At 53.2% G+C, this 26,017-nt stretch carries 8 protein-coding genes; 7 read left to right on the top strand and 1 reads right to left on the bottom strand.

Annotated elements, in window-relative coordinates:
- Nucleotides 1-951: 951 nt before the first annotated feature.
- Nucleotides 952-2,424, bottom strand: a complete 1,473-nt coding sequence (gene xylE, locus FYJ73_RS04590) for a D-xylose transporter XylE (RefSeq protein ID WP_154533537.1) — start codon at nt 2,422-2,424, stop codon at nt 952-954.
- A 759-nt stretch (nt 2,425-3,183) separates the two neighbouring features.
- On the opposite strand from xylE, the gene FYJ73_RS04585 reads away from it, so the two are divergent.
- The 7 genes from FYJ73_RS04585 to FYJ73_RS04555 all read left to right on the top strand — a co-directional run bounded on the left by FYJ73_RS04585 (nt 3,184) and on the right by FYJ73_RS04555 (nt 24,529).
- Nucleotides 3,184-3,741, top strand: coding sequence for a C40 family peptidase (locus FYJ73_RS04585; protein WP_154533536.1), 558 nt, complete (start codon nt 3,184-3,186; stop codon nt 3,739-3,741).
- An 833-nt stretch (nt 3,742-4,574) separates the two neighbouring features.
- Entirely contained in the window at nt 4,575-5,126 is a 552-nt protein-coding gene (locus FYJ73_RS04580; protein ID WP_206081685.1) for a DUF3575 domain-containing protein, read from the top strand.
- Nucleotides 5,127-5,172: 46 nt separating this feature from the next.
- Complete coding sequence (locus FYJ73_RS04575; protein ID WP_154533534.1) at nt 5,173-7,056, top strand: hypothetical protein; 1,884 nt, start codon at nt 5,173-5,175, stop codon at nt 7,054-7,056.
- Nucleotides 7,057-7,960: 904 nt separating this feature from the next.
- Nucleotides 7,961-8,965, top strand: a complete 1,005-nt coding sequence (locus FYJ73_RS04570) for a hypothetical protein (protein WP_154533533.1) — start codon at nt 7,961-7,963, stop codon at nt 8,963-8,965.
- A 487-nt stretch (nt 8,966-9,452) separates the two neighbouring features.
- Nucleotides 9,453-10,451 (top strand): hypothetical protein, encoded by a 999-nt coding sequence (locus FYJ73_RS04565; protein ID WP_154533532.1) that lies wholly within the window; start codon nt 9,453-9,455, stop codon nt 10,449-10,451.
- 505 nt (nt 10,452-10,956) lie between these two features.
- Nucleotides 10,957-11,556 carry a transposase gene (locus FYJ73_RS04560; RefSeq protein ID WP_154533531.1) on the top strand — a complete coding sequence of 200 codons (600 nt, stop codon included), beginning with the start codon at nt 10,957-10,959 and terminating at the stop codon, nt 11,554-11,556.
- Nucleotides 11,557-12,493: 937 nt separating this feature from the next.
- Nucleotides 12,494-24,529, top strand: a complete 12,036-nt coding sequence (locus FYJ73_RS04555) for a right-handed parallel beta-helix repeat-containing protein (RefSeq protein WP_154533530.1) — start codon at nt 12,494-12,496, stop codon at nt 24,527-24,529.
- Nucleotides 24,530-26,017 lie beyond the last annotated feature (1,488 nt).

The raw sequence follows: 26,017 nt of genomic DNA, 5'->3' as shown, positions 1-26,017 counted from the left end.
AATTGGTTAAAGAGGTCCATAACTCAGGTCCATAACTCAAGGAAAATCATAGGCAGGCTTAAGCTCCCGATGGAGCTATGGTGTGGAAGTGATGGGGCAGCCTTTGCGAGCAAGCTCGCAGTTTGCCCCATCACTTCCACACCATCCCTGACGGGTTAAAAGCCAGCCTATGACGAAAATTGCCTTGGCATAAAATTGCGCATAAGCGCATAAAATAAATTGCGCCAAGGCGCATAAAATAATAAATTGCGCATAAGCGCATAAAATAATAAATTGCGCCAAGGCGCATAAAATATTGTGCCGCCCAACAGAACACAAGCAGCATAGCAGACTTTCAAGACGCTATGGACTATCTTTCGGCCGCAGGATTTTATGCCCAAGGGGCAATTTTACGCGTTAGCGATTTTCGTCATGGGCAGGCTTGACACCAAAGGTGTGGGGCTAAAGCTATGGGGTAGGCGGCGAGCTTGCTCGCAAGACTACCCCATAGCTTTAGACCCATTGCTCCTTGGGGAGCATAAGCATGACCATGATTTTCTTTTTTCTTATCCGTTTGAAAATGCCAAAGCGATAATGGCAGTATAAAGATTTATATTTCCTCACACTATGATTCCACGGAAAATATCCAGTGCGTCGTTTTTTATATCTTTTTCGGGGTTAGGGCGGGGATGAACCCCGCCCCTACATTGTCACCCTTGACACTGAATTGCGGGGAATTGTCTCCGCTCCTAAACATCGTTTGAAGTGGTGGGTTCGTAGGGGCGGGGTTTATCCCCGCCCTAACCCCCTTGTCGGTAATCATTTCATCCCCGCCCTAACCCCGCAAAACATATGAGAGGGCCGATATAGTCACCAATCTTGGAACTTGGGTGTCCCAATGACGAAAGCAGGTGTTGTCTTTTTATATGCTTATTCTCTATACATTCGCCAGGAGTCTTTTGTTCCGTGGTGTTATTTTCTGTTTTTCCACAGCTTGGTCATGTCCTCCAGTGTCTTGCCCTTGGTCTCGGGCACGAGTCGCCAGACAAAGAGAGCGGCGAGAACACACATCAGACCGTAGAAGCCGTAGGTGAACCAATGACCGAAGTCATCGCCGGCAGTGAGATGCATGTTAAACATCGGTACGAACGTAGAGCTCACCAGGAAGTTGAAGATCCACTGGAAGGCCACGGCGATGGCTACGGCGGCACCGCGGATGGTGTTGGGGAAGATCTCGGCGATGAGTACCCAGCAGATAGGTCCCCACGAGAACATGAAGCTGGCCGAGTAGACCATGATGCTCAGCATGGTGACGATGCTCAGCGAGGCGTTGCCGAAGGTGAGTGCCACGCCGAAGGCACCGATGGCCATGCCGATGGAACCCCAGATGAGCAGTGGCTTGCGGCCCACCTTCTCCACGGTGAACACGGCGACGAGGGTGAACGAGATGTTGACAATGCCCATGATCACGGTCTGCACCATCGGGCTCTGCATACCCATGTCCTGGAAGATGCGCGGCGCATAGTAGAGCACGGCGTTGATGCCGACGATCTGCTGGAACACGCTGAGCATGATACCAACGAAGATACACATCCAGCCGTAGGTCAGCAGACGCTCGGTCTTGGTGGTGATCGTGGCTTTGATGTCATTCAGAATGGTCTGTGCCTCGCTGCTGCCGTTGATATGGCTGAGGATGGAGAGTGCTTTCTGGTCCTGTCCGACCATGACGAGATAGCGCGGCGTCTCGGGGACGAAGCAGATCAGCAGGGCAAAGAGACCGGCGGGCACCATCTCGCTGCCGAACATATAACGCCATCCTGTAGTGATCGTCCACTCGGCGTCGGCCATGTTGGCAATGGCTCCGGCAGCGTCGTAGACGGGGTTGGCATGGGTGCCGAGGATGAGGAAGTTGACGAAGTAGACCACGAGCTGGCCGAAGATGATGGCAAACTGGTTCCAACTGACGAGCATGCCACGGATGCGCGAGGGTGCCACCTCACCGATATACATCGGACAGATGGCCGATGCCATACCCACGCCGATGCCGCCGAGCACGCGGTAGAGGTTAAAGACCACGAGCAGCGTCCATGTCGGCTTGCCGTAGGGCAGGAGTCCAAACGTCTCCGGCGTCATCGAACCCCAGGCAGAGAGGAAGAAGCAGATGCCGGCAAAGATCAGTGAGCGCTTGCGCCCGAAGCGTGAGGCGAAGAGTCCGGAGAGCCCTGACCCGATGATGCAGCCGATGAGGGCACTCGATGAGGTGAAGCCATGAAGAAAATCGTTGTACTCAAAATCCTTGGCGCCTTTGAAAAATGCCTGCAGGCCTTTCTCGGCACCACTGATCACGGCGGTGTCATAGCCGAAGAGCAGACCGCCGAGCACCGCCACCATGACGATGCTGATGAGGTAGGCACGGCTACCCCCTTGTTGAGATTGTTTTTCCATTACTTAGGTTTGCTTAGTTATTTGTTTTTTGATTCTTTGCTGCAAAGATACACTTTTTGCCGCAGATTTGCTTTGCTGTATGTTACTTTATTACGTATCAAATGTTTCAAATACGTATTAGTAGCCCAGCGGCCTCACCAACAGCCTCACCCCCTCAGCCTCACCCCCCTCAGCCTCACCCCCCTCGCCCCCTCTCCAACAGCCTCACCCCCAACCCCTCTCCAAAGGCGAGGGGAGTAATTACCTTCAAGGGATGAATGTTCTCTTCCTTTTACTACACGACTTTATCGATCGAGGCCAGACAAATTTAATCATCCTAAAAAACGAGTAGATGACTATTGTTTATCCAGCATTCTACTCCCCCTCTCCCCTTGGAGAGGGGGTAAGGGGGGTGAGGCTGAGGGGTAGGGGGTGAGGCTGTTGGAGAGGGGTAGGGGGTGAGGCTGCTTTTCTTCTTTCCCGTTAAAATCCGCAAAAAGACCTTAAGGAAAACAAGAACAATATAGTAGCGAAATAGGAGAAGAAAGAGGCTAAACGATTGATATAGGTCAAATAAGAGCCTCTCGCTTTACTTGCACATTTAAGCACTTTCGTGCAAAAGAGTGTAAACGGGCATTTTCATTTCTCGATTATTTTTCTTATTTTTGTATCAGAATTAAAAACCCAGCAGCTCTTTTGGTGCATTTGGCACTGTTTTGAAGGGCTGAAAATACAAAACGACAATTCACCAACACTATATATAAATAAGGAGAAATATACATGCAGATAAAGAAACTCGTAACCATCGCTTCCATGTTTGTGGCTTTTGCAGTCACTCCCGTCTTCGCCGGCACTGGCACACCGGAAAACAGTTCTGCCAACACTGAGGAAATGATTCCCTATATCATGCCTGACGAGATGGAGCACTCTGAGCTGGAAGCCTTGTTCAACGTTACGGGTTCTCAGATCATCGAGAAAGCCAAGGACTATATCGGTCGGCCTTACCGTCGTGGCTGCATGGGTCCCTACGCCTTCGACTGTTCCGGTTTCACCAGTTTTGTCTATAAGTCGCTCAACATCCGTCTGGGTCGCAGCAGTCGTGACCAATGGCAGGAGGGGCTCGCCATCAACGACCGCGACGACGTGCATGTGGGCGACTTGGTGTTCTTCGGTTCTTCCGCCCGCATCAACCATGTAGGCATTGTGGCAGAGGTTGAGGGCAACGGTGACTTCAAGTTCATCCACGCCTCCTGCTCCAACGGCATCACGATTTCTGATATCAACGAGAACTACTACGACAACCGCTATCAGGGCGCAAGAAGAATTCTCAATAATTAAGAGGAAGCCTACTGCCTCACTCCCCCCCTCCAAAGGGAGAGGAGTGTGGTGGGTTCGTAGGGGCGGGGTTTATCCCCGCCCTAACCCCGCAAAACATATTAAATATGTGGCGCGGGGGTGGAAATTTGGATTATCACCACGGGGCGCTTGGATTACCGTCAAGGGGGTTAGGGCGGGGATGAACCCCGCCCCTACGTACCCTCCCCGCTGCCGGTATTGATGTCATCCACCGTAAGGGCGGGGTTTATCCCCGCCCTAACCCCAACTTGGTAATTAATCGTCCGCTGTATTCCCTGCATGGTATTTAATTGCCCCCGAATGTCATATATATATGTTTTGCGGGGTTAGGGTGGGGATGAACCCCACCCCTACGGTGTCATCCCATTCGGAATGTATTGTCATCCCATTCGGAATGTATTGTCACCCCATTCGGAATGTATTGTCATCCCATTCGGAATGCATTGTCACCCCGTCCGGAATGTATTGTCATCTCGTCCGGAATGATATTCGGAATGTCCTTGTATAATCTTGTTTCAACCTTTTCGTTTTATTGATGAGAGGAAAGAAAATGGTAAAGCAACCCTCTTTTTAGGGTGTTTTTCTGTTTTTTATTAATAATCGATGAAGAAAGAACAATTTTTTATGTTAAAATTAGGCTAATCACACATTTCTTTTTTTAAAATCATTATCTTTGCAACATAAAGGGAATAACTATTTGATATTAACTAATAGGATATAATAGAGTCTCGTAAAAGAGATGTATAAGTTAGTTGTTGTAGAAGTATATGATGCGAGTATGGAGACTATACAGGGAAAAGGTTATAATAAGTATAGTGTTAGGGCTTATTGTAGCAGTGAGAGGAGACGCCCAAAGTTTCTCTCTTAGTAATAATGTGGTCTATTCGGCCACGCTCACTCCTAATCTCGGTTTTGAAACGCGTGTGGACAGCACTTGGACGGTGGGGCTGTGGGGAGGCTTTCGCCCATGGCCTACTGATGACAAGGCACTGCGCAAATACCGTCATCTGAGTTTGGATCTCTATACTCGTAAGTGGACAAGGGGTACGCCGTGGCGTGGCTTCTATTATGGTTTTGATGCTTTGTGGATTCACTATAATCTCTCTAATCTCAAGCTCAATTACTTTGGTATGTTTGGCGATGCCCGTCACCGGCGCATGCAAGGCAATCTCTATGGCGGAGGCTCGTTTGCGGGCTATGCCTGGGACCTTGGCAGTGGCTTTGGCGTGGACGTGCAGACCGGAGTAGATTTGAGCTGGACCCGTTACCGGGTCTACGATTGTGTGCACTGCGGTGCTCCCGTGGCGCGAAAGAACAAGGTCTACCTCCTCCCCAAGGCGGCCGTGGACCTCGTCTACTCGTTCTGAGAGCCCCCCACGAAACGAAAAAAATATCATATAAAAATTATACATTATGAAGAAGAATTTTTTATTCCTTGGAATGGGTGCCATGGCCTTGGCCACCCCTCTCTTCCTTTCTTCGTGTTCGTCATCGGATGATGCACCCAATGATACACCGGTACCATATACCGGCGAGACTGTGAAGACATCCTTCACCCTGTCCGTAGGTCTGCCGAAAGGTAACAGCACCAACGGTGCCAAAAGTAACTTTGGCACACGTATGAGCGAAGACATCACCCAGGCACAAGGGACGCCCGTGTTCCGGGGTATTGACAACATCAGCCTGATTCCGTTTGCCATTAAAGGGAATAATGTTAGTAGTACTGATACCCGCGAAGGTGACCAGAACATCACATTGCCGAATACCACTCCTAACTCATTGACAAATCTTACCAATACGGGCAACGCACATGTGTACAACGACGTGAGCGTTCCGGTGGGCACCAACGCTTTCCTCTTTTATGGTAAAGCCGTCGATGCTAATGCAGGAACAAATGCGTCAACGACCGATGATATGTTTAAATATGGCACGTTGACGGCCGACGGACTCAGTGAGGCTACACTCTCCGCTGTCAGCTTTACTCCCGTTGCTATAGCTGCCAAGCCATCGACAACGAAGGGTGAGGCGATTGCCACTTATCTGACGTCTATCGCAAATGCAAAAGCATCAGGCGATAATGGAAAGGCTTGGAGCGATGTCAAAGAAGATGGTACTTCTGGTCAAGGCAAAGCCTTAGCTACCTTATACAAGAACTTCACTTCCATGACTGCCGGCTCTTCTAAGAATATCCAGCTGGCGGTACAGGATCTCTATACCTCACTTGTCGGATTGAAAGACCAGACAACGGACAACCAAGGCATCATTGATGCTATTAAGACAGCAATTACAAATGCGACTTATGCTTCCGCTTCAACTGGTGACAAACTGACATTTACCGATGCCATTTCCGGTTATCCTGAGGACAACAACCTGCCTGATGGTGCCGCTACGGTGACGTGGGACAACGCCAATAAGAAGTTCTCTGCCAATACCGCCAAGAGCGTCTTGGACGATGGTACCAGCATCGCAGCAATGAACTCTTATGTCTATCCTGCCAACCTCTGGTATTTTGTTAACACGAAGATCAATACCGACGACGCAGAGAGAAACGGAGACTATGTGGATAACAATTCATGGGAAACGATTCTTGGAAAATATGCCAATAAAGATGCGACCGTTCAGACTTCCACACGTTCTATTGCGCTGAAGAATCAGATACAGTATGCTGTAGGTCGTCTGGATACGAAGGTGACGCTCGCAAGTACGCTCTATGACCACACTGGTGCTACAGTGACCCCTAATAATGCTGGATTCCCCATCAAGTCGGTACTCGTTGGTGGTCAGAAAGCTGTCGACTGGGAGTTTGTGCCTGTCAGCGCAAACGATGCGCCACAGTATACAATTTATGACAAGGATGTGCCCACTGGTATGGCGGCAATCTCAAATGGTTCTACAGTGAACCATACACTCGTTCTCGAGACCGCTGAAAATCAGGCGGTGTATATGGTCGTGGAACTGGAGAACAATACGGGTAAGGACTTTGCCGGACATAATGGTGACATCATCAAGAATGGCGCTAACTTCTACATGGTAGCCAAACTCGATCCTAAAAGTACGACGGACGGTGAGGTAAAACAGCCGGAAACGTCAACAAGTCTGACGAAGGTTTTCCAACAGGACTATGTTACTACGGCTAACCTGACTATCTTGGAGAACGGCAGTGACGTCGCCAATCACGACAAGGGTCTTGGTGCTGCTTACAACGTCATCCCAGACCTGCGTACACCGGCATTGAGCATCGGTCTGAGTGTTGACCTGAACTGGCAGACGGGCCTGACATTCAATATTGGCATGTAATATTGCATTGTGCCTCGGTATTGATGCCATCCACCGTAGGGGCGGGGTTTATCCCCGCCCTAACCCCGCAAAACATATTAAATATGTGGCACGGGGGTGGAAAATTGGATTACCACCACAGGGTGTTTGGATCCCCGCCCTCACCCCGCAAAACATATTAAATATGTGGCACGGGGGTGGAAAATAGGATTATCACCACGGGGTGTTTGGATTACCGCCAAGGGGGTTAGGGCGGGGATGAACCCCGCCCCTACGAACCCACCGGACGGTGGTATTGATGGTGACACCGTAGGGGCGGGGTTTATCCCCGCCCTAACCCCGCAAAACATTTAAATATGTGGCGCGGGGGTGGAAAATTGGATTATCACCACGGGGTGTTTGGATTACCGTCAAGGGGGTTAGGGCGGGGATGAACCCCGCCCCTACGTACCCTCCCCGCTGCCGGTATTGATGCCATCCGCCGTAGGGGCGGGGTTTATCCCCGCCCTAACCCCGCAAAACATATTAAAAATATGCGGCACGGGGGGAAAATGATTACTGCCCTAACCCCGCAAAACATATTAAATATGTGGCGCGGGGGTGGGAAATTGGATTATCACCACGGGGCGCTTGGATTACCGTCAAGGGGGTTAGGGCGGGGATGGACCCCGTCCCTACGTACCCTCCCCGCTGCCGGTATTGATGCCATCCACCGTAGGGGCGGGGTTTATCCCCGCCCTCACCCCGCAAAACATATTAAAAATATGCGGCACGGGGGGAAATGATTACCGCCCTCACCCCGCAAAACATATCAAATATGTGGCGCGGGGGTGGAAAATTGGATTACCGCCACGGGGTGTTTGGATTACCGTCAAGGGGGTTAGGGCGGGGATGACCCCCGTCCCTACGTTAAAAAATATTACCAATGATACGTTTTTTCAAGGCATTGGCCACGGCACTTCTGTTCTTGTTCACACTGCAGAGCTGCACGTTTATTGATGACGACCGTTCAGACTGCGAGACCTCGTTCTCACTCAACTATCAGCTGAAGGTGGTCAGCAATATCAACCTGCAGCTCAGTGAACAGCTGCAGATGAGTACGGGGTCGCAGACCTTGGCAACGCTCAACAGCTATCTAGATCCCATCCTGCAGCCGACGGCGTCGGCAGTGCACCTGAGCTTCTTTCCCACCGATGGCAGTGACCCTGTCCATTACGACCGGGAGACAGAGGGACTGCGCACGGCCTTCTCTCTCGCCATCCCAGCTGCCGACTACCGGCATATCGCCATCATCGGTCAGGAGGATCCCTCCATCTTCATCAATGATAATACTTCTGCCGAGACAACCCGCCTGACGCAGTTCCTCAACGACACCGTGGACAGCCATAACCATGCGGCCCTCGCGGGAACACTTGACATGTCCGTCACGAACAACACCAACCAGAGTTGGGAGATCAACCTCTATCCCGCAGATGCCGCTGTGGCCGTTGTGATGAAGAAGAACCCCAATGTCGTGCGGACGCGCGTCTTCCTCGCCGACCTGGCCACGAGTTTCACTCCTAACGACAGCACGTGGCACTGGGAGCATAACAGTCTGGTACGCACCGATGCCGTCGATGTCACGGGTACGGACTCTGTGGCCTACTGTGGCATCGCCTTCCCCTCACGGATGGAGGCTCCCGGCACCATCGACCCCGATGTCGCCGCTGCAAAAGGTGCCGTGTGGCGTGTCGTCATCCTTAGCGACCTGCCCGACGGCACCACCACGCGCTCCGTGTTGTATATGACCGAGCCGTTGAAGGCCGGCGACATCCGTGTCATCCGCATCCACGTCAATGACGACGGTGGTGTCAGCACCTCCGACAGCAACGTCGGCGCCAGCGTGACATTGGATTGGAAAAAAGGCGGAGAGTATAATCCGGAGATATGACCCACGGGGGTTAGGACGGCGGTATTGATGGTGACGCCGCCCCGACGAACCCACCGGACGGCGGTATTGATGGTGACGCCGTAGGGGCGGGGTTTATCCCCGCCCTAACCCCGCAAAACATATCAAAATATGTGGCAGGGGGAAAGGATTACCGTCAAGGGGGTTAGGGCGGGGATGAACCCCGCCCCTACGAACCCACCGGACGCCACCCTTGATCACGGGTATTGATGGTAACACCGTCCCGACGAACCCACCGGACGGCGGTATTGATGGTGACACCGTAGGGGCGGGGTTTATCCCCCGCCCTCGCCCCGCAAAACATATATAATACGTGGCACAGGGGGAAAGGAAATGATTACCGCCAAGGGGGATGGAATGATTACCGTCAAGGGGGTTAGGGCGGGGATAAACCCCGCCCCGACGAACCCACCGGAACCCCGCCCCGACGTTCATAACAATGATGACAATAAAAAACATAATACATCGGATGGCATTCCTCGTTCTGGGGATCGGAACGCTCACTGCCTGCTCCTCTACCGATCCGTCGGTGGAAGACGACCATGTCGTGCGCATGCCCATTGTACTCGCCATTCCCGCCAACAATGCTGAACTCACTACCGGTTCGGCGGGTGCCAAGGCTACGCGTGCCGAGGGTGACCCGGGGACGTATGAGAAATTCGAACTGCCCAAATACTTATATATCTATTTGATAAACACGTCGATAAACGGGACTGATAAGGTGGTCCTAACACCGGAAGGCATGAACCTGCAGAGCGGCTATACTCTAAAAGCCGACAAATGGACGAAGACAATCACCACCGACAATAAGGACTCCATATACACTTACACCGACCAGATACGCATCATCATTCCCGAGAACCGTAGCGAGGGTGTCGTCTATGCCGCCATGTCCACGGTGCCGATAGCAGTAACCTATACAGGTACGGGCGTTGAAGATGCCACTTTCACCCTCGGTGATGATGTCAAAGACAAAAGTGAGGCACTGAAGAATCTCTATTCCTCGCCTTATAACCTCAACAATTCCAACGGCTACTACGGAATTGTCAACGATTACAAAAGTAACAGTCCATATATCAATATGGTGCTCTACCATGTCGCCTCTAAACTCGACGTGCAGTGGAATGTTGATGCGAAGGTGCAAGACAAGGTAAAACTCAGTAAGATAACACTCACGGGACTCAGCAGAGGAGGCAAACTCTTCAAGCCGTTGGAGAACACGGAGTCGTCATCGACCTACGATGAGACGTTCACCCTCGACGCAGGCAACCAGTGGTACGGTCGCAAGGCCACGTATGTCATTCCGGTGCAGACGGATGGCAAATACCAGTTTCCCATGACCCTCACGAACAGTTTGAGTAGCGAGGAAAACAAAGACAGATCAACCACCGCCAAGGCGGAACCGTCGACTTCTTCCGCTATTTTCGTCCCCTGGATATACGGTACGGTGAAGGTGACCAAATGGTAGGGGCGGGGTTTATCCCCGCCCTCGCCCCGCAAAACATATATAATATGCGGCACGGGGGAATGAAATAATTACCGTCAAGTGGGTTAGGGCGGGGATAAACCGCCGCCCCTACGAACGCACCGGGTGCCACCCTTGATCACGGGGATTGATGGTGACACGTCCCGACAAACCCACCGGACGGCGGTATTGATGGTGACACCGTCCTGACAAACCCACCGCACGGCGGTATTGATGGTGACACCGTCCCGACAAACCCACCGGACGGCGGTATTGATGGTGACACCGTAGGGGCGGGGTTTATCCCCGCCCTCACCCCGCAAAACATATTAAAATATGCGGCAGGGGGGAAATGAAATGATTACCGTCAAGGGGGACGGAATAATTACCGCCAAGGGGGTTAGGGCGGGGATGAACCCCGCCCCTACGGACGCACCGGACGGCGGTATTGACCGACGGACCCACCGGAAACCCCGCCCTGACGGAAAACGAATAAAAAACACACGATATGGCACGCAAGGATGGTACACCCTATGACCCACATGCGCCGCACCCATTCCACAATCGGAAAACAATGCGGTGGACGGGTTTCGACTACACCACGGCGGCGGATTATTTTATCACCCTCGTGGTCCACGACCGTCTGAACCTCTTCGGTAGGGTCGAAGATGATCATGTCAACCTCTCACCGGCAGGGGAGATGGTACGCGACACCTTAAGTGTCCTCCTTGACCGCTATCCTGATGTGGAGATGCTCCAGCAGGTTATCATGCCCAACCATATCCATCTTGTCCTTGGCAAGTATGACGAACGGGTCTCAGTGCCGGGAATGATAGAATGGTTCAAAGGGTTCACCACCTACCGCTACGGTGTCGGTGTGAAGGAACAGGGATGGCCCCGGTATCATGATAGGTTGTGGCAGCGGAGCTACTACGACCATGTCATCCGTAACGAGCGTGCCTTTGAGTATATCCTGCGATATGTGGATGAGAATCCCATCCGTTGGACCGCCGATCATCTCAACCCGGATTGTAAGGATCCTGACGAGATCATGAAGACCGTCCGCGATATGGAGTTGGGTACGCCCCCGCCGGTGAAGGCACGGTGACGCATTGGGTGCCATCCTTGCTCACGGGTATTGATGGTGACACCGTCCCGACGGACCCACCGCCCGTCGGTATTGATGGTGACGCCGTCCCGACGAACCCACCGCACGGCGGTATTGATGGTGACGCCGTAGGGGTGGGGTTTATCCCCGCCCTAACCCCGCAAAACATATTAAAATATGTGGCAGGGGGGAAAGGATTACCGTCAAGGGGGTTAGGGCGGGGATAAACCGCCGTCCCTACGAACGCACCGGACGGCACCCTTGATCACGGGTATTGATGGTGCCACCGTTCCGACGGACCCACCGCACGGCGGTATTGATGGTGACACCGTAGGGGCGGGGTTTATCCCCGCCCTAACCCCGCAAAACATATTAAAATATGTGGCACGGGGGGATGAAATGATTACCGTCAAGGGGGTTAGGGCGGGGATGAACCCCGCCCCTACGAACGCACCGGGTGCCACCCTTGCTCACGGGTATTGATGGTAACACCGTCCCGACGAATCCACCGCACGGTGGTATTGATGGTGACACCGTAGGGGCGGGGTTTATCCCCGCCCTAACCCCGCAAAACATATCAAAATATGTGGCACGGGGGGGAAAGGATTACCGCCAAGGGGGTTAGGGCGGGGATAAACCCCGCCCCTACGAACGCACCGGGTGCCACCCTTGATCACTGGTATTGATGGTGACACCGTCCCGACGGACCACCGCACGGCGGTATTGATGGTGACACCGTAGGGGCGGGGTTTATCCCCGCCCTAACCCCGCAAAACATATCAAAATATGTGGCGTGGGGGATGAATGATTACCGCCAAGGGGGTTAGGGCGGGGATAAACCGCCGCCCTTACGAACGGGGTTAGGGCGGGGATAAACCGCCGCCCCTACGGACGCACCGGAACCCCGCCCCGACGGACAACAACAAAAACAACGACTATGCGCAACAGACTATTATATATACTTATACTCTTGATGTCGGCTCTCTCGGCTTCTGCCCAGCGCGACACCATCCGATATGTCAATGCCAGGACGGGTAAATACGCCAACGACGGCAAGACATGGGACACTGCCAAGGACAACGTGCAGGACGCCATCAACGACCTGTACAACTACATGCAGACGCAAAACGTGCACTCCGGCAGCGTGTACGTTGCCGCTGGCACCTACACCCCGTCGGAGAGTACCGGTGACGGCTCATCGGTACTGTCGACCTCGTTCAAGATTTACGACGGCATCCATGTCTATGGAGGATTCAATGCTGACAGTCCGGAGGCCACGCCTGACCTGCGTGTCCTCTCCACTGCGCCCGCCTGGCGCGACGGTCATTCGGGCTTAGCCAATGACAAGCAGAGTACGAGTACGGCGGATGAACAGACCATCACCATGGGCGACTTGGTGAAGAAGGAAAAGACGGCTGGCGCTACCATCATGCGCTACGACTTCAAGAACGCCACCATCTTCTCCGGCAACCACAACACCGTGATGGGGACCTTCAAATGGAACGACAACAAGAAGCAGTACGACACCCGCTTCCCCGGCAACTCGTACCATGTGGTGTGGTTTGCCACCAACGGCTACGTCAAGGACGCCGAGGGTAAGGAGACTCTCTATGCCGACTCCCTCGTCTATGGTGCCAGTCTCGACGGCTGTATCATCCAGGACGGTAACGCCTCGGGACGCTCCACGGCCGACCGCGACCTGAACGCCTTCGGTGGGGGTGTGTATATGGTGCAGCATGCCACGGTACGCAACTGCGTCATCCGCCGTTGCTCGGCATCACGGCGCGGCGGCGGTGTGTATATGGACCGCGGCGGAACGGTGAAAGACTGTAACATCTACCAGTGCCAGACCCTCGGCATCGGCGTCATCGACGGCTACGGCGGCGGTGTGTGCATGGAGAACAACGGCGCGATGCGCCATTGTAACGTCACGAACAATATGGCACGTACCGGTGGAGGACTGATGGTCGTCTACACCCCAGAGAAGCACCCTTACTCCACCAAATACACGAAGGATGACTTCGACCCCTACGCCTCGGTGTGCGTCTTCAGTAACAACAACGCCAATACGGAGGGTGCCGGCGTGGTATTATATCGAGGTGGCGTACTGAACCACTGCACCATCGCCAACAATGAGTGCACGGGTACCGACATCACCATCGGCGGCGTGCGCTACGGCCGTACCGGCGGTCTGTTCATCTATGGCGCCGGCTCGGCTTTCAACAGTGTGGTATGGGGTAACACCTGTGCCGCCAACGACAACATCCAGTACGGCTACTATGCCACTACCGACCTCTATGCGAATGCCACCGCCCAGCGTCCGCGCTTAAGCTATATGGCGTTCAGCAACTTCGATATCACCGACTGGGGTAATACGTTGCGCAGTAATGTCTTCCAGATCAGTAAGGAGAATTTCACCTCTGGAACGGCGGGCAACTATCCTATCTTTACGTCACCGTCAACGACGGCGGGAGCCAATGGTGCTACCGCGACACCTATGGACTGGATGCCAAATCCAATGAGTTATCTCCAGGAGAAAGGCGTGCAGGTGTCACAGCTCAACAACTTCGGTGATATCATCACCAAGAGTCATTCGGCCAAAGACTTCGTCCGCAATGTCTTCAACCCCATATCGGCACTCGGTGCGTTCACCATTATGGATGAGCAGTATAAAGTCGCCTATCTGCCTGCGGTGGACGGGAAAGATCCAAATACAGAAATCCCGACCCTCTTCGTTGACCCGAACCGTGTCGTAAAAGATAAGGATGAAATAAACAACGGGATAAGTTGGGACACGCCTTTGAACAATGTGAGTGAGGCTGTCAAGCACATGGAGGAATATATCAAACAATACCCTAATACCTCGAAGACTCAGATCCTCGTCAAGCAGGGTACTATCACCACGGCCGGTTCGAGCTCCTATCTCTATGACACGATAACCGGAGAGGCCGACCTTGAAAGTGCCGCCCTCCACCTGCTGGACAATATGTTGATGTACGGGGGTTATTCGTCATCTCTGAAAAGCACCGATGTAAGTCTTCGCAACCCGAAGGAGAACGTCACACGTATCAACGGAAACATCGTCGGCGAGTATAAGTATAACAGTGTGCACTGTGTCATCTTCCCGAATGTGCAGAATGCTGTCCTCGACGGATTCTATATCTCTTACGGCAATGCCGAGAAGCCGGACGATCCCAATTACGACAACAAAGACCCGGAGGGTTCCTACAGCTACCGTCAGGCGTACGGCTATGGGGCGGGTATTTTCATCGGTGCCCGTTCTCGTTCCGACCGTAAAGACATGACGGGGAATGTCGTGCGCAACTGCGTCATCTCCAACTGTTGGGCACCGATGGGTGGCGCCGCCGTCTTCGTCAGTGGAGATAACTATCGCACCGACAACACGTCGACGTTGCAGAAGGCTGAGCTGACGATGGAGAACTGTATCATCCATAACAATGGCGTACGTAACAAGCCGGAAAATACCGTGAACCAGTGGCGCGCGTCGGCGGGAATCATCGAGGCTGTGGGCAAAGCCACGATCACGATGAACCACTGCACCGTGGTGAACAATGTCGGTACGGTGTTCTCTGCCATGAGACACAACGGCAATGTTTCGCCCACTATTACCGTGACCAACTCCGCCATCTACTCCAATGCCACCGACTCGCTCACCGACCGTACGCAGTTAAAAACTGATGGCACCAACCTCGCGGCGTTATATTACAACGGCACTAACGGCAACGCGCCCACGGGCAGCAACAACCAGATAGACTTGTTATACAATACGAAAGGCATAGGTGATGCGAGCAAGGATGACTTCAAGCCTACCTTCGGCAACGACCGCAGTAACGACCATACCTATCCGCGATTTGTCAACCCCGTGCGCACCATCTTCGTACAGCGCAATGCCGACGACCCGACACTCTATGGCGGTACCATCGATTACACCCCGATGAATATGAACCCGATGGTCAACGCTGCTTCCGTGACAGAGGGCGAGGATGTCACGACCGAGACCGACTTCGTCCTTAACCACCGCAACTACGGCGGCAAGCCGGATGTCGGCGCCATCGAGAACACCACACAGCCTGAGAACGGCACCACGTATTTTGTGAGGACTCCGGACACGGGCGGCGACGACGATAACCCTGACCATGACGGATTGTCGTGGGCTACAGCGTTCGAAACCTTGTCAAAAGCCCTGACTCAAGCCAAAGCAAATAACGTTAAGAATATCTGGATTGCAGCAGGTACGTATAAAGAGTCGGGTACCGTCAATATGGTCAATGGCGTGAACGTCTATGGCGGCTTCAAAGCCTATGGCAACCCGGGAATGCGTGAGGGAGAACGCGATATCTCCAACCTCAAGAGCGAGTACCAGACGATATTGGATGGTGGCGGAAATAAGCGGGTGGTATATGGCTCTGGTATCACAACGGCTACCATGTGGGAAGGACTGACGATACAGAACGGCTCACTAACAACCAATGGCCTTGGAGGTGGAGCCTATTTGGATGGTAGTGGGATAAAAATGAAAAACTGCCTCATTAGGAAAAACTATGTTTATGCGATGGACTATGATCATGGTGGCGGTGGATTGTATATGAAAGGCTGCATAGTTGAGAATAGTATCATCCGCAACAACATGGTTAGATGTAATAAAAAAGGAAGTGGGGCAGGTATCTATATGACTGGTGCAACGCTTATCAATTCGTTGATAGTAGAAAACCATAGTGACAAGGACCATCCAGGGACTAATATCTTGGGCTCTGCTCTTTACATCGGCACAAAATCAGATATTTACGATTGTACCATCGCCTATAATCAAGGTTATGATACAGATGCCATCTCTCCTGTTTGGGATAATGCCACAAGAGCCTCCGGTAATTGGGTGCCCAATGCCTCAAGATTTTATAATACTATTTTTTGGAGTAATTTCGGCTATGGCGGCACCGGTGAAAACTATAATACCATTTGTCGAGGATGGTGGAAAAGTGCCCTTGGTGTGAGTGGTTATATGTTCAACTGTTATCATTCTGTGCCTCGAGCCTATTATGCAAATGAGGGCGTTCAAGGTTCTGGTGATAATAAGACTGTGAGTGATCCTACTCGCGTCTATAATACGAACAATCTTACTTCTGTAGATGATTATACTGTAGAGTCGATTAATAATTATTATACCTTATGCAAGGCGCAAGATTTGTTCAACGAAAGCCAATATAGTGGCTATCCTGACAATTCTGCGACCAGCAAGTTAGGGTATATTGAGACCGACAACCCCTATAGTATCAATTCTGGCTCCGACCTTGCAAAGTATTGTATCAACATGGGTGAGGATGACGGGACGCTGAAGACAACCTACGGCATCACCGAGGACATTGCCGGTGCCGACCGCATTCAGGACTGTCGTATCGACAAGGGAGCCTATGAGTATAATGGTGCCAGCAAGATTTCGCCAGAGATGGGAACGGAGAAACACAGGGTGTACTCAAAGGTGAGCGATATGAAGGGTACCGATACCGAATTTCAAGTCGCCACCTTCTACGTCTCTCAGAACGGTGATGGTGTCGCCGATGCCAGTTCGGCAAAAAATGCCGCCTGTAACAGCAAGCTGCAGCAGGTGCTCGACGCCGCCGGACGGTATAAGTACGCCAACCCAACGCATCATGTTGTGGTGAAGCTTGCTCAAGTGCAAGATGGTGGCTATGCCCCGTCGCGCACCACCGATTATAACACGAACGTGGATATCAATCCTCGACAGTTCAGTATCCAGATACCACACGGCGTGGAGGTGCAGGGCGGCTGGAACGACGACTTCACGAAGCGCGACCCGTTGAACAACAAGACACTCCTCAAGGGTACATTCAACTACGGTGATGGTACCTCGACCGCCTATCATGTGGTGACCTTCACCGACTATGTCTTCGATGAGAATGGAAACCGTATCAGCAAAAAAAAGGATGCCGACGGCCTGCCTATATACGAACTCCTCAGTGACAAGTTTACTACCTACAAGGCCACCTGGGAGAATACGCCGGTCAACAACCTCTTCTCGCGCTCCCTTATCAACGGTTGCTACATCGAGAAAGGGCAGGCCGACGGTGTGCTGCCGGAGAACCAGCGCGGTGGTGCCGCCGTCGTCACGGGCTTCGCCGATATCTCCAACTGTGTGATACAGAATAACAGTGCCTCCGGCTATGGCGGTGGACTGTATGTGGAGCCGTCGGGCATCGTCTCGGGATGTATCCTCCAGGACAACAAGGCGGCGTATGGGGCAGGCATCGCCATCGACGAGCCCGACAAAGTCGGACTTGCCACCTGGGCCATTCTGGCTTATAACACGATTGTGTACAACAACGCCACCGTGAACGGCGGCGGCATCTTCTTCAACACCAACCTACGCTCCATCGGTAACGTGGTATGGCAGAACATAAGCAACGACCAGAGCGATATCGCCGGCGTCGTCAATGTCGATGCCTCGCAGGACGTGTGGAACTTCCCCGTCAACTACACCGCCGTGACGAATGTCCGTGAGGCAGGTGTGAACAATATCAGTGTCAACAGTCAGTCCGACGAGGGCGTGCGCTGGCAGGCGGACAGTAAGCTGAAGACCGATACCCGACAGTATCAGTACTACGCCTTACAGAAGTCGTCGGTGCTGACCCGTGCCGCCCTACCTTATACGACTATGCGCAATATGATTCGCTTCTTCCCAGGTATCGACTCCGTCGACATCAGCGGCGTGAAGCGTATGGCACAGACAGCCAACGACGCGGTGAAATCTGCTTATGATGGTACGGCACTTGTCGAGAAGGATAATGTCACGACGGATATCGGCGCCCGTGCCATCAATTACGCCTTCAAGATTCAAGCCGCCAAGGTCTTCTACCGTCTCTTCGTCGTCCATCCTACGAACGTCTCCAATAGCAATGCCAACGCGCTCTTGGAGAGTAAAGATGAGATATACAAGCAGGTGGGCTCCTCCTTCGCCAACCCCTTCCAGCGCCTCGGCGACGCCTTCGACTATATCATGAATGTGAGAAAGCGCACCGATATCGACGCCAGTAAGGCGCGCAATCACCGCTTCGAGGTCTTCGTGGCGGGCGGCACCTACTATCCATATACAAATATGTACGGTGAGCAGGGTGACGTGCGCTCCAATACGTTTAATATTCCCGAGGGCGTGACCGTCATCGGAGGTATCGACGTGAGCGATCCGAAGCACATGTACTGTCAGGAGACATCGGGGACGAAAACAATTACTGCCAAAGACGTCACGGTCACCCTCTATGGCAGTACTACCGACGAGATTCGTAACAGTCGCGTGCGGTATGACATCAACAAGAACTCCGTCGTCGAGCCGTGGGAGATGAAGAGTCAGACCATCCTCTCCGGACTCTCCGTGGGCAGTGACCTGCAGGTGAAAAACGTCTATCATGTCATCAACTGCAATGCGGACGAGAAGTCGGTGGGGCAGCTGCCGGAATATTTCAGTGATCCCAATCTGACGACCCCGACGACGGATGCCAAGGGTGAGTCGTTGGAATCCCGTCTGAACCGGACGATCATCCTCGACGGCCTCACCATCCGTGACGGGTCCGCCATGGGCTATCAGACGACGGTACAGAACAAACAGTGGTATTACCGCGGCGGCGGCATCTTCATCGACGGTACGACGATTGCGGATAAGGAAGTGGATGCCACTTCCGGCATGGAGACACCGATGCGCAGCATCCCGATGGTGGTGTCGAACACGCTGTTCCAGAACAACAGCGCGCGTCTCGGCGGCGCCATCTACACCAACGGACAGCTCGACGTCGTAGGCTGTGCCTTCGTGCAGAACTATTCGAAGAGTCCTGACAAAACCGATACCGAAGACTGTGCTAATGTCGCCTGGTCGGGTGGCGGTGCCATCGCTACGAATGATGAGGTGACGATCGTAAACAGTATCTTTGCCAACAACGAAGCAAAGAAAGGTACGGGAACGTTAACGGAGCATACGGATGGAAGCGGTACGAAGAACAACGATGCGCTGGGCTATGGCGGCGTGCTGTGGGCAGGCGACAACTCGTCGATCGCCATCCTCAACTGCAACTCCGTGCGCAACAAGGCACACAGCTTCCCGTCTATCTACAACACGATGCCAAACTCTTCGTCGAATAAGATGCACATCGCCGTCAACAGTATCTTCTGGGGCAACGAGGTCGATGCAGACGGCGACAAACGGCTTGCCAACTTCGGCAGCGACCAGGCCGAGGCGCTGTTCTTCTGTGCCTACCAGGATGGACACGGACAAACGGTGAAGACATCGACAGAAGATTTGAGAGGCACGGATGTCGCCTATAAAAATTTGAGCAATCTCTTCTCTTTCTTAGGCAACAACAACAACAATGTCATCATCAGCGACAACAACGAAGCTGTGGACGGTCCTAACTTCATCCTGCCGTCGTCGAAGGCAGGTGTCGACGGCTATATGCAGAGTGCCAACTGGCTTATCTCGCGCGTCAACCTGCTCACCGATGCCGGATGGGGAGAGATAGACCAGGATGAGAAAGGAAACTATCAGACGGATACTAATGGCGAGTATAAGGCGCATGGCATCTATCCGTTGCTCTCTACCTACTATAAGAACAGCTTCAAGCTCACCCTCCTGCCGTTGGGCAAGGATAAGTACATGAACTACGCCGACGACAAGAACGAGGAGAACACCAAGGAGAATATGAATCGCATCTCCGCCGACCCGTTGGGTAACACCACCAAGGACTATATCGACATCGGCGTGTACGAGTACCAGCACTCTCAGCTCACCGTCGCCGACGGCGACAGCATCGACGTGATGTGGGTGTCGGACGAGGAGCGCACGGGTGCGAAAACCGCCGACGGACGTTCCTGGTACACCCCGACCAGCGACCTGCAGCGTGCTATCGAGACCTTGCTTCTGAGCCGTAACGACAAGCCGAAGGTGGTGAAGATCATGGGAGGAACCTACTCGCCGACCTACACCCTCGACGAGAGCAACAACGGTTTCCAGATCCACACCGGCGCCAACGACGGGATGGTGGCACTGAAGAAGACGATTAAGTCTGGATATGACTATCAGGCGAAGAGTCTGACCATCGAGGGCGGATACAGTAAGGAGATCGTCGGGGCACGCGACATCGAACAGTACCCCACCATCTTGGAGATGGCGAACAAGTCGACATCGACAGCAGACAACATGGCGCACCTCTTCCTTATCTCCGATGCCGAACAGTGGGAGACGCAGGGAAACCGAGGTAGCACAACGGGAGAGACGATAGACGTTACAGATGTTACTCAGGGGGGTATCACTAAATCCTCCAGATCCACCGGCAAGGTGATGCCGATCACCTTCGACGGTCTGACCTTCGTCAACAACTATGCGGATGCCAAACATACGGAAAGCACGGGGACCATCGGTGGCGCGGCTATCTACTATAAGGAGCAGTTCAAGACCATAGAAACCGGTCCGGGTAACACGGGCACGAAGTCAACAGATCACCTCGACGCCACCGACGTACCGAAGTTGACCATCAAAAACTGTATCTTCCAGCAGAACGGTGCCAAAGGAGCCACGACGGTGCCTGCCGTGCGTGTGGAGCAGGGTGGCGGCCGCACGCTCATCTACAACAGCGTGTTCCACTCCGGTTCGGGCAATCCGTTGGAGAGTACCGACGCCGTGAGTATCGTCAACTGCACCTTCGCCATGAACGGCGGACATATTAAGCTTAGCGGCGCTGCTACGGGTACGTCCTCGCTTTACAACTCCATCATATGGCAGGACGACCGCAACAATGAGATGAAGACGCAGTACGAGGGCTTTACCGCCTATAATGCTGCAACCGACTCGGTACAGTACAATGCCATCACTGGCATTGAGAATGTTGAAGAGAATGACGCGTATCGGCATAACGTGGGTCTCGACGACCGTAACTACAACGCTATGGAGGGTCCTAACTTCGTCAACGGCGACGGCAAGGATGTCAGCCTGCGTGACTACCATATCAATCCGGGTGTGCGCACGCTGACACGTGCCAACTACCTGCTCTATGCCCGAAAGGTACTCGGCTGGGTGCCGAAGATGACCATCAAGGGTAAGGATGGTGCGTCAGTAACTCTTGATGAGAAGAATATCTTGACGATGCTTGCCGACACTGCCTACACCAAGGACCTTGCCAACAAGGTACGTCTCTATGACGGCAGTATGGAACGTGGCGCCTACGAGTGCTCGTCGGCGATGCAGCGCGTGCTTTTCGTCGACCCCGTGAAGATCAATACGAATAAGACCACGGGACTGTCGTGGGAGAATGCCTATGGCAGTGGCTCCATCCAGCGCGCCATCGACGCCGCGGCGGTATATACCTATTTTAATAAGAATGCCACGGATGCCAAACGGGCAAAGTCGTACGTGTTTGTCAAAGGCGCCAACAACGACAATGCCACTCCGGAGGCCATCACGCTGCGCAACGGCGTGAGCGTCTACGGCAGTATCGCCGCGGGATACACCGAGGAACCGGAAGGCACGAAAGATAAGGAAACCGGGAACGTGCTCCTTAATAATGGGGCGCGGACCTTTGAGAATGAAGCGATAGATACTTATATCCAGAAGGTCAAGGCGTCCCGTCCGGGTTTAGCTGCGAAGACGACGCACCGCACGCGCGTGGCGTCCATCTCCACCATGGCGATGAAGACGGGTTATGATTTCGGCACCCTCGTCGATGGCGTGGAGGTGCGTGGCGACAATACAAAGACTATTACGGATCCCGTCATCAATATCAAAGACGATATCGGCAACCTCGTGCTGCGCAATATGATCATCGACGGCAATACGGTGAGTGAGAACAACGGTACCGGAGCGCCCGTGGTCAACCTCCAGTACGGTCTGCTCTACAACGCACTGCTCTACGGCAACACCGTCGCTGCCAATCAGTCCATTGTCAGTGTGGGTACGGACGCTACGATGCTCAACTGCACCGTGGTGGCTGAGGCTGCAGGGCAAAAGACAGTCGACAATGCCGGGGCGGTCATCAACGGCCTAGACTACAACAGTGCTGACAAGGCGGCTGACGAGGAGAACAAGTCGGGCAGCGGGACATATACGAACTGCTACGCCGTCACGGGTAATCCTTTCGCGCCGTATCTGAACACGGGCAATACCTATACGTTGCCTGCGTTCCTCACCGGTCATGCACCGTATTATTATCAGTTGCACGAGAACAGCCTGGCTATCAATGCATGCACGAAGGACTTCACGTTGCCTGACAGGTTCAAGGCCTATGTCGATTTGTCGAACGACCGTGACCTCCTCGGCAATCCACGCACCCTTGGCGGTGCCGTCGATATGGGCTGCTTCGAGACTTGGAGCATCGCCGACGGTGAATCGCGCTACGCCACTGCCGACAACAACCACTATCCCCATGAGGGCTCGGTGGTGTATATCGGCAAGAACGCGTCGCTGTCGCTTGGAGGTACAGAGGATGCATCGCAGCAGATCTTCACCGGTGAGAACGCCTTCATGCCGGGCTATCTGCTGCTGAAGTCCGGGGCGTCGCTCTATGGCAACGGCAACATCATCCATGCTGCCTACGTCGCTGCCGAGCGCTCGTTCCCCAAGGGTATGCAATATACGCTGATGTCGTTGCCGTTCCCCTACGACTACGCCAACGCGCTGACAACAACGACGGACGGTAATGGTAATATCTCGGAGGCGAAGTATCCGATCTCGCCAGGTAAGACCTACGACGGAGAGAAACGTTCTGCCTGGGACTATGATTTCCACAACTCCGACTCGCCATGCTGGGAGACGATGAAATCCACGCAGGTGAACGCCTGCGACGGATGGCTGCTGAACTTCGGCTCACCACTCAACGACGCTGTCGACATCCGCTTCACCAGCTTCGGCAGTACCGACGGCGATTACGTCTATAGTGAGGACGGCTCGGCGAAGACCGTGACGCTGATACAATATAATAAGGTGTTGAACGACGGCTCCGCTCACTTCACGAAGTTGGAGAACATGGGTTGGAACCTCAAGGGTATGCCGTGGCTCGTCAGCGGATACAACACCGCTTCCTGGGCTGTCGGCAAGGGCTACGACATGAGTGCGCCACACATGTTCTACACCGTTACCGCCGACGGCAATAACTTTACCACCAAGCAGAGCTGGAATGATGGCTCCACGCTCGACTTCGGTTCCGCCTTCTTCACCCAGACGGCAGTCATTGGCGATAAGAACACCGAGACGGTGACCTTCGCCCTGCCGCAGTTGCTAAATAAGACACTGAGCCCTGCCGCCAAACCTTTCGTGTCGCTTGCCGATGAGAACGGTGTGACCGACGATGTAGTCGTGAGGACCTCTGAGGACAGCAAAGCCCTCGCCTTCAACCTCGGTTCCGACGGCGTGAAATGGCAGAGCTTCAACGACAGCGTGCCGCAGGTCTATCTCCTGGACAACAGTGGTGTGGCGCTCTCGTTGGCAGGCAACGCCCCGGTGGGCGTGGAGATGGCGATGGGCTACCGTGCCGCGAAGGACGGTGTGCTCACGGTGTCGCTGCCCGACGCGGACGCCTTCGACGGACAGCAGGTATGGCTCACGGATCATGAGACGGGTATCGTCACGGACCTCACCACAGGCAGTTATCAGTTCCAGGCAGCCAAAGGTTACACCGACAACCGCCTGACCTTGCAGATCGGAGGTGTACAGCCCGATGGCACAAAGCTCCATGGTGATGAGGCCGATGCGTTGTGGACGGTACATGTGGTAGACGGTTGTCTGCAAGTCAAGGGTGTTATGGCCGGTGATCTGGTGACTGTCCGTGCGCTTTCCGGTATGTCGGTGACACGCGGACGGGCTATGTCCGACACTTTTGTCACTCAGCCTTTGGTACAAGGCGTGTATATCGTGACGGTGAACAACCGGAGCAAAAAGGTGGCGGTACACACCCGGTTTTAGTGTAGGGGCGGATGCCATCGTCGCTACATCGTGGGTTCGTGAGGGCGGGGATAAACCCCGCCCATACGACAAAACCCATTAATACCGACGCAGGTATTGATGTTTTTCCTGCTTTCGTTATTGGGACACCCAAGTTCTAAGATTGGTGACTATATCGGTCCACTCATATGTTTTGCGGGGTTAGGGCGGGGATAAACCCCGCCCCTACATTGTCACCCTTGACACAGAATTGCGGGGAATTGTCTCCGACCCTAAACGTCGTTTGAAGTGGTGGGTTCGTAGGGGCGGGGTTTATCCCCGCCCTAACCCCCTTGTCGGTAATCATTCTCCCCCCGTGCCACATGTTTTTATGGCACACTGGATATTTCCCGTGGGCCGATATGTTCATAATTGGTTAGAGAGGTCCATAACTCAAGGAAAATAGGCAGGTTTAAGCTCCCGATGGAGCTATGGTGTGTAAGTGATGGGGCAGACTTTCAAGACGCTATGGACTATCTTTCGGCTGCAGGATTTTATGCCCAAGGGGCAATTTTACGCGTTAGCGATTTTCGTCATGGTCAGGCTTGACACCAAAGGTGTGGGGCTAAAGCTATGGGGTAGGCGGCGAGCTTGCTCGCAAGACTATCCCATAGCTTTAGACCCATTGCTCCTTGGGGAGCATAAGCATGACCATGATTTTCTTTTCTCTTTTCCGTTTGAAAATGCCAAAGCGATAATGGCAGTATAAAGATTTATATTTCCTCTCACTATGATTCCACGGAAAATATCCAGTGCGCCGTTTTTTATATCTTTTGCGGGGTTAGGGCGGGGATGAACCCCGCCCCTACATTGTCACCCTTGACACTGAATTGCGGGGAATTGTCTCCGACCCTAAACGTCGTTTGAAGAGGTGGGAGTAGGGGCGGGGTTTATCCCCGCCCCTACCCCCTTGTCGGTAATCGTTCTCCTCGCCCTCACCCCCGTGATGGTAATCATTCCACTCCCGTGCCACATGTTTTTATGGCGCACTGGATATTTCCCGTGGGCCGATATGTTCATAATTGGTTAGAGAGGTCCATAACTCAAGGAAAATAGTTACTATGTTTGCAACTGTGAACCGACCGGTGTGCTCATTGATACCCTGCGGAGTATAGATTTTTTCGCATTGAGAGACGCGATGAACCTCTCCGCTTCGCTTCGAGAACCCTCGCATATCTCAATGCGATGAAAGGAAAATCTAAAAAAGATGAGTAAAAAGTTGGCACGGTAATAATTGGATTGTATTTTTGCAAAATGAAAGAACAAAACACCTGTTTTCCACGTTAATAGCCGTTAACGGCCGTAAATCATTAAAAATCAATAAAGTGACACTTTGTATTTGAATTTTTGGGTGGCGCAAGCTATCTTTGCATCATGTTCGTACACAAGAAACGCCACAGATCAGGTGCTTATAGCATCGAGGTTCTGAGAAAGGACAGGTACTCCCGCAAGAATGTGACTGTAAAGATT

This window comes from Hallella mizrahii (genome assembly GCF_009695775.1).
GTDB lineage: Bacteria > Bacteroidota > Bacteroidia > Bacteroidales > Bacteroidaceae > Prevotella > Prevotella mizrahii.
The sequence above is the reverse complement of the archived record's forward strand: the minus strand, read 5'-3'. Positions and strand labels throughout refer to the sequence as shown.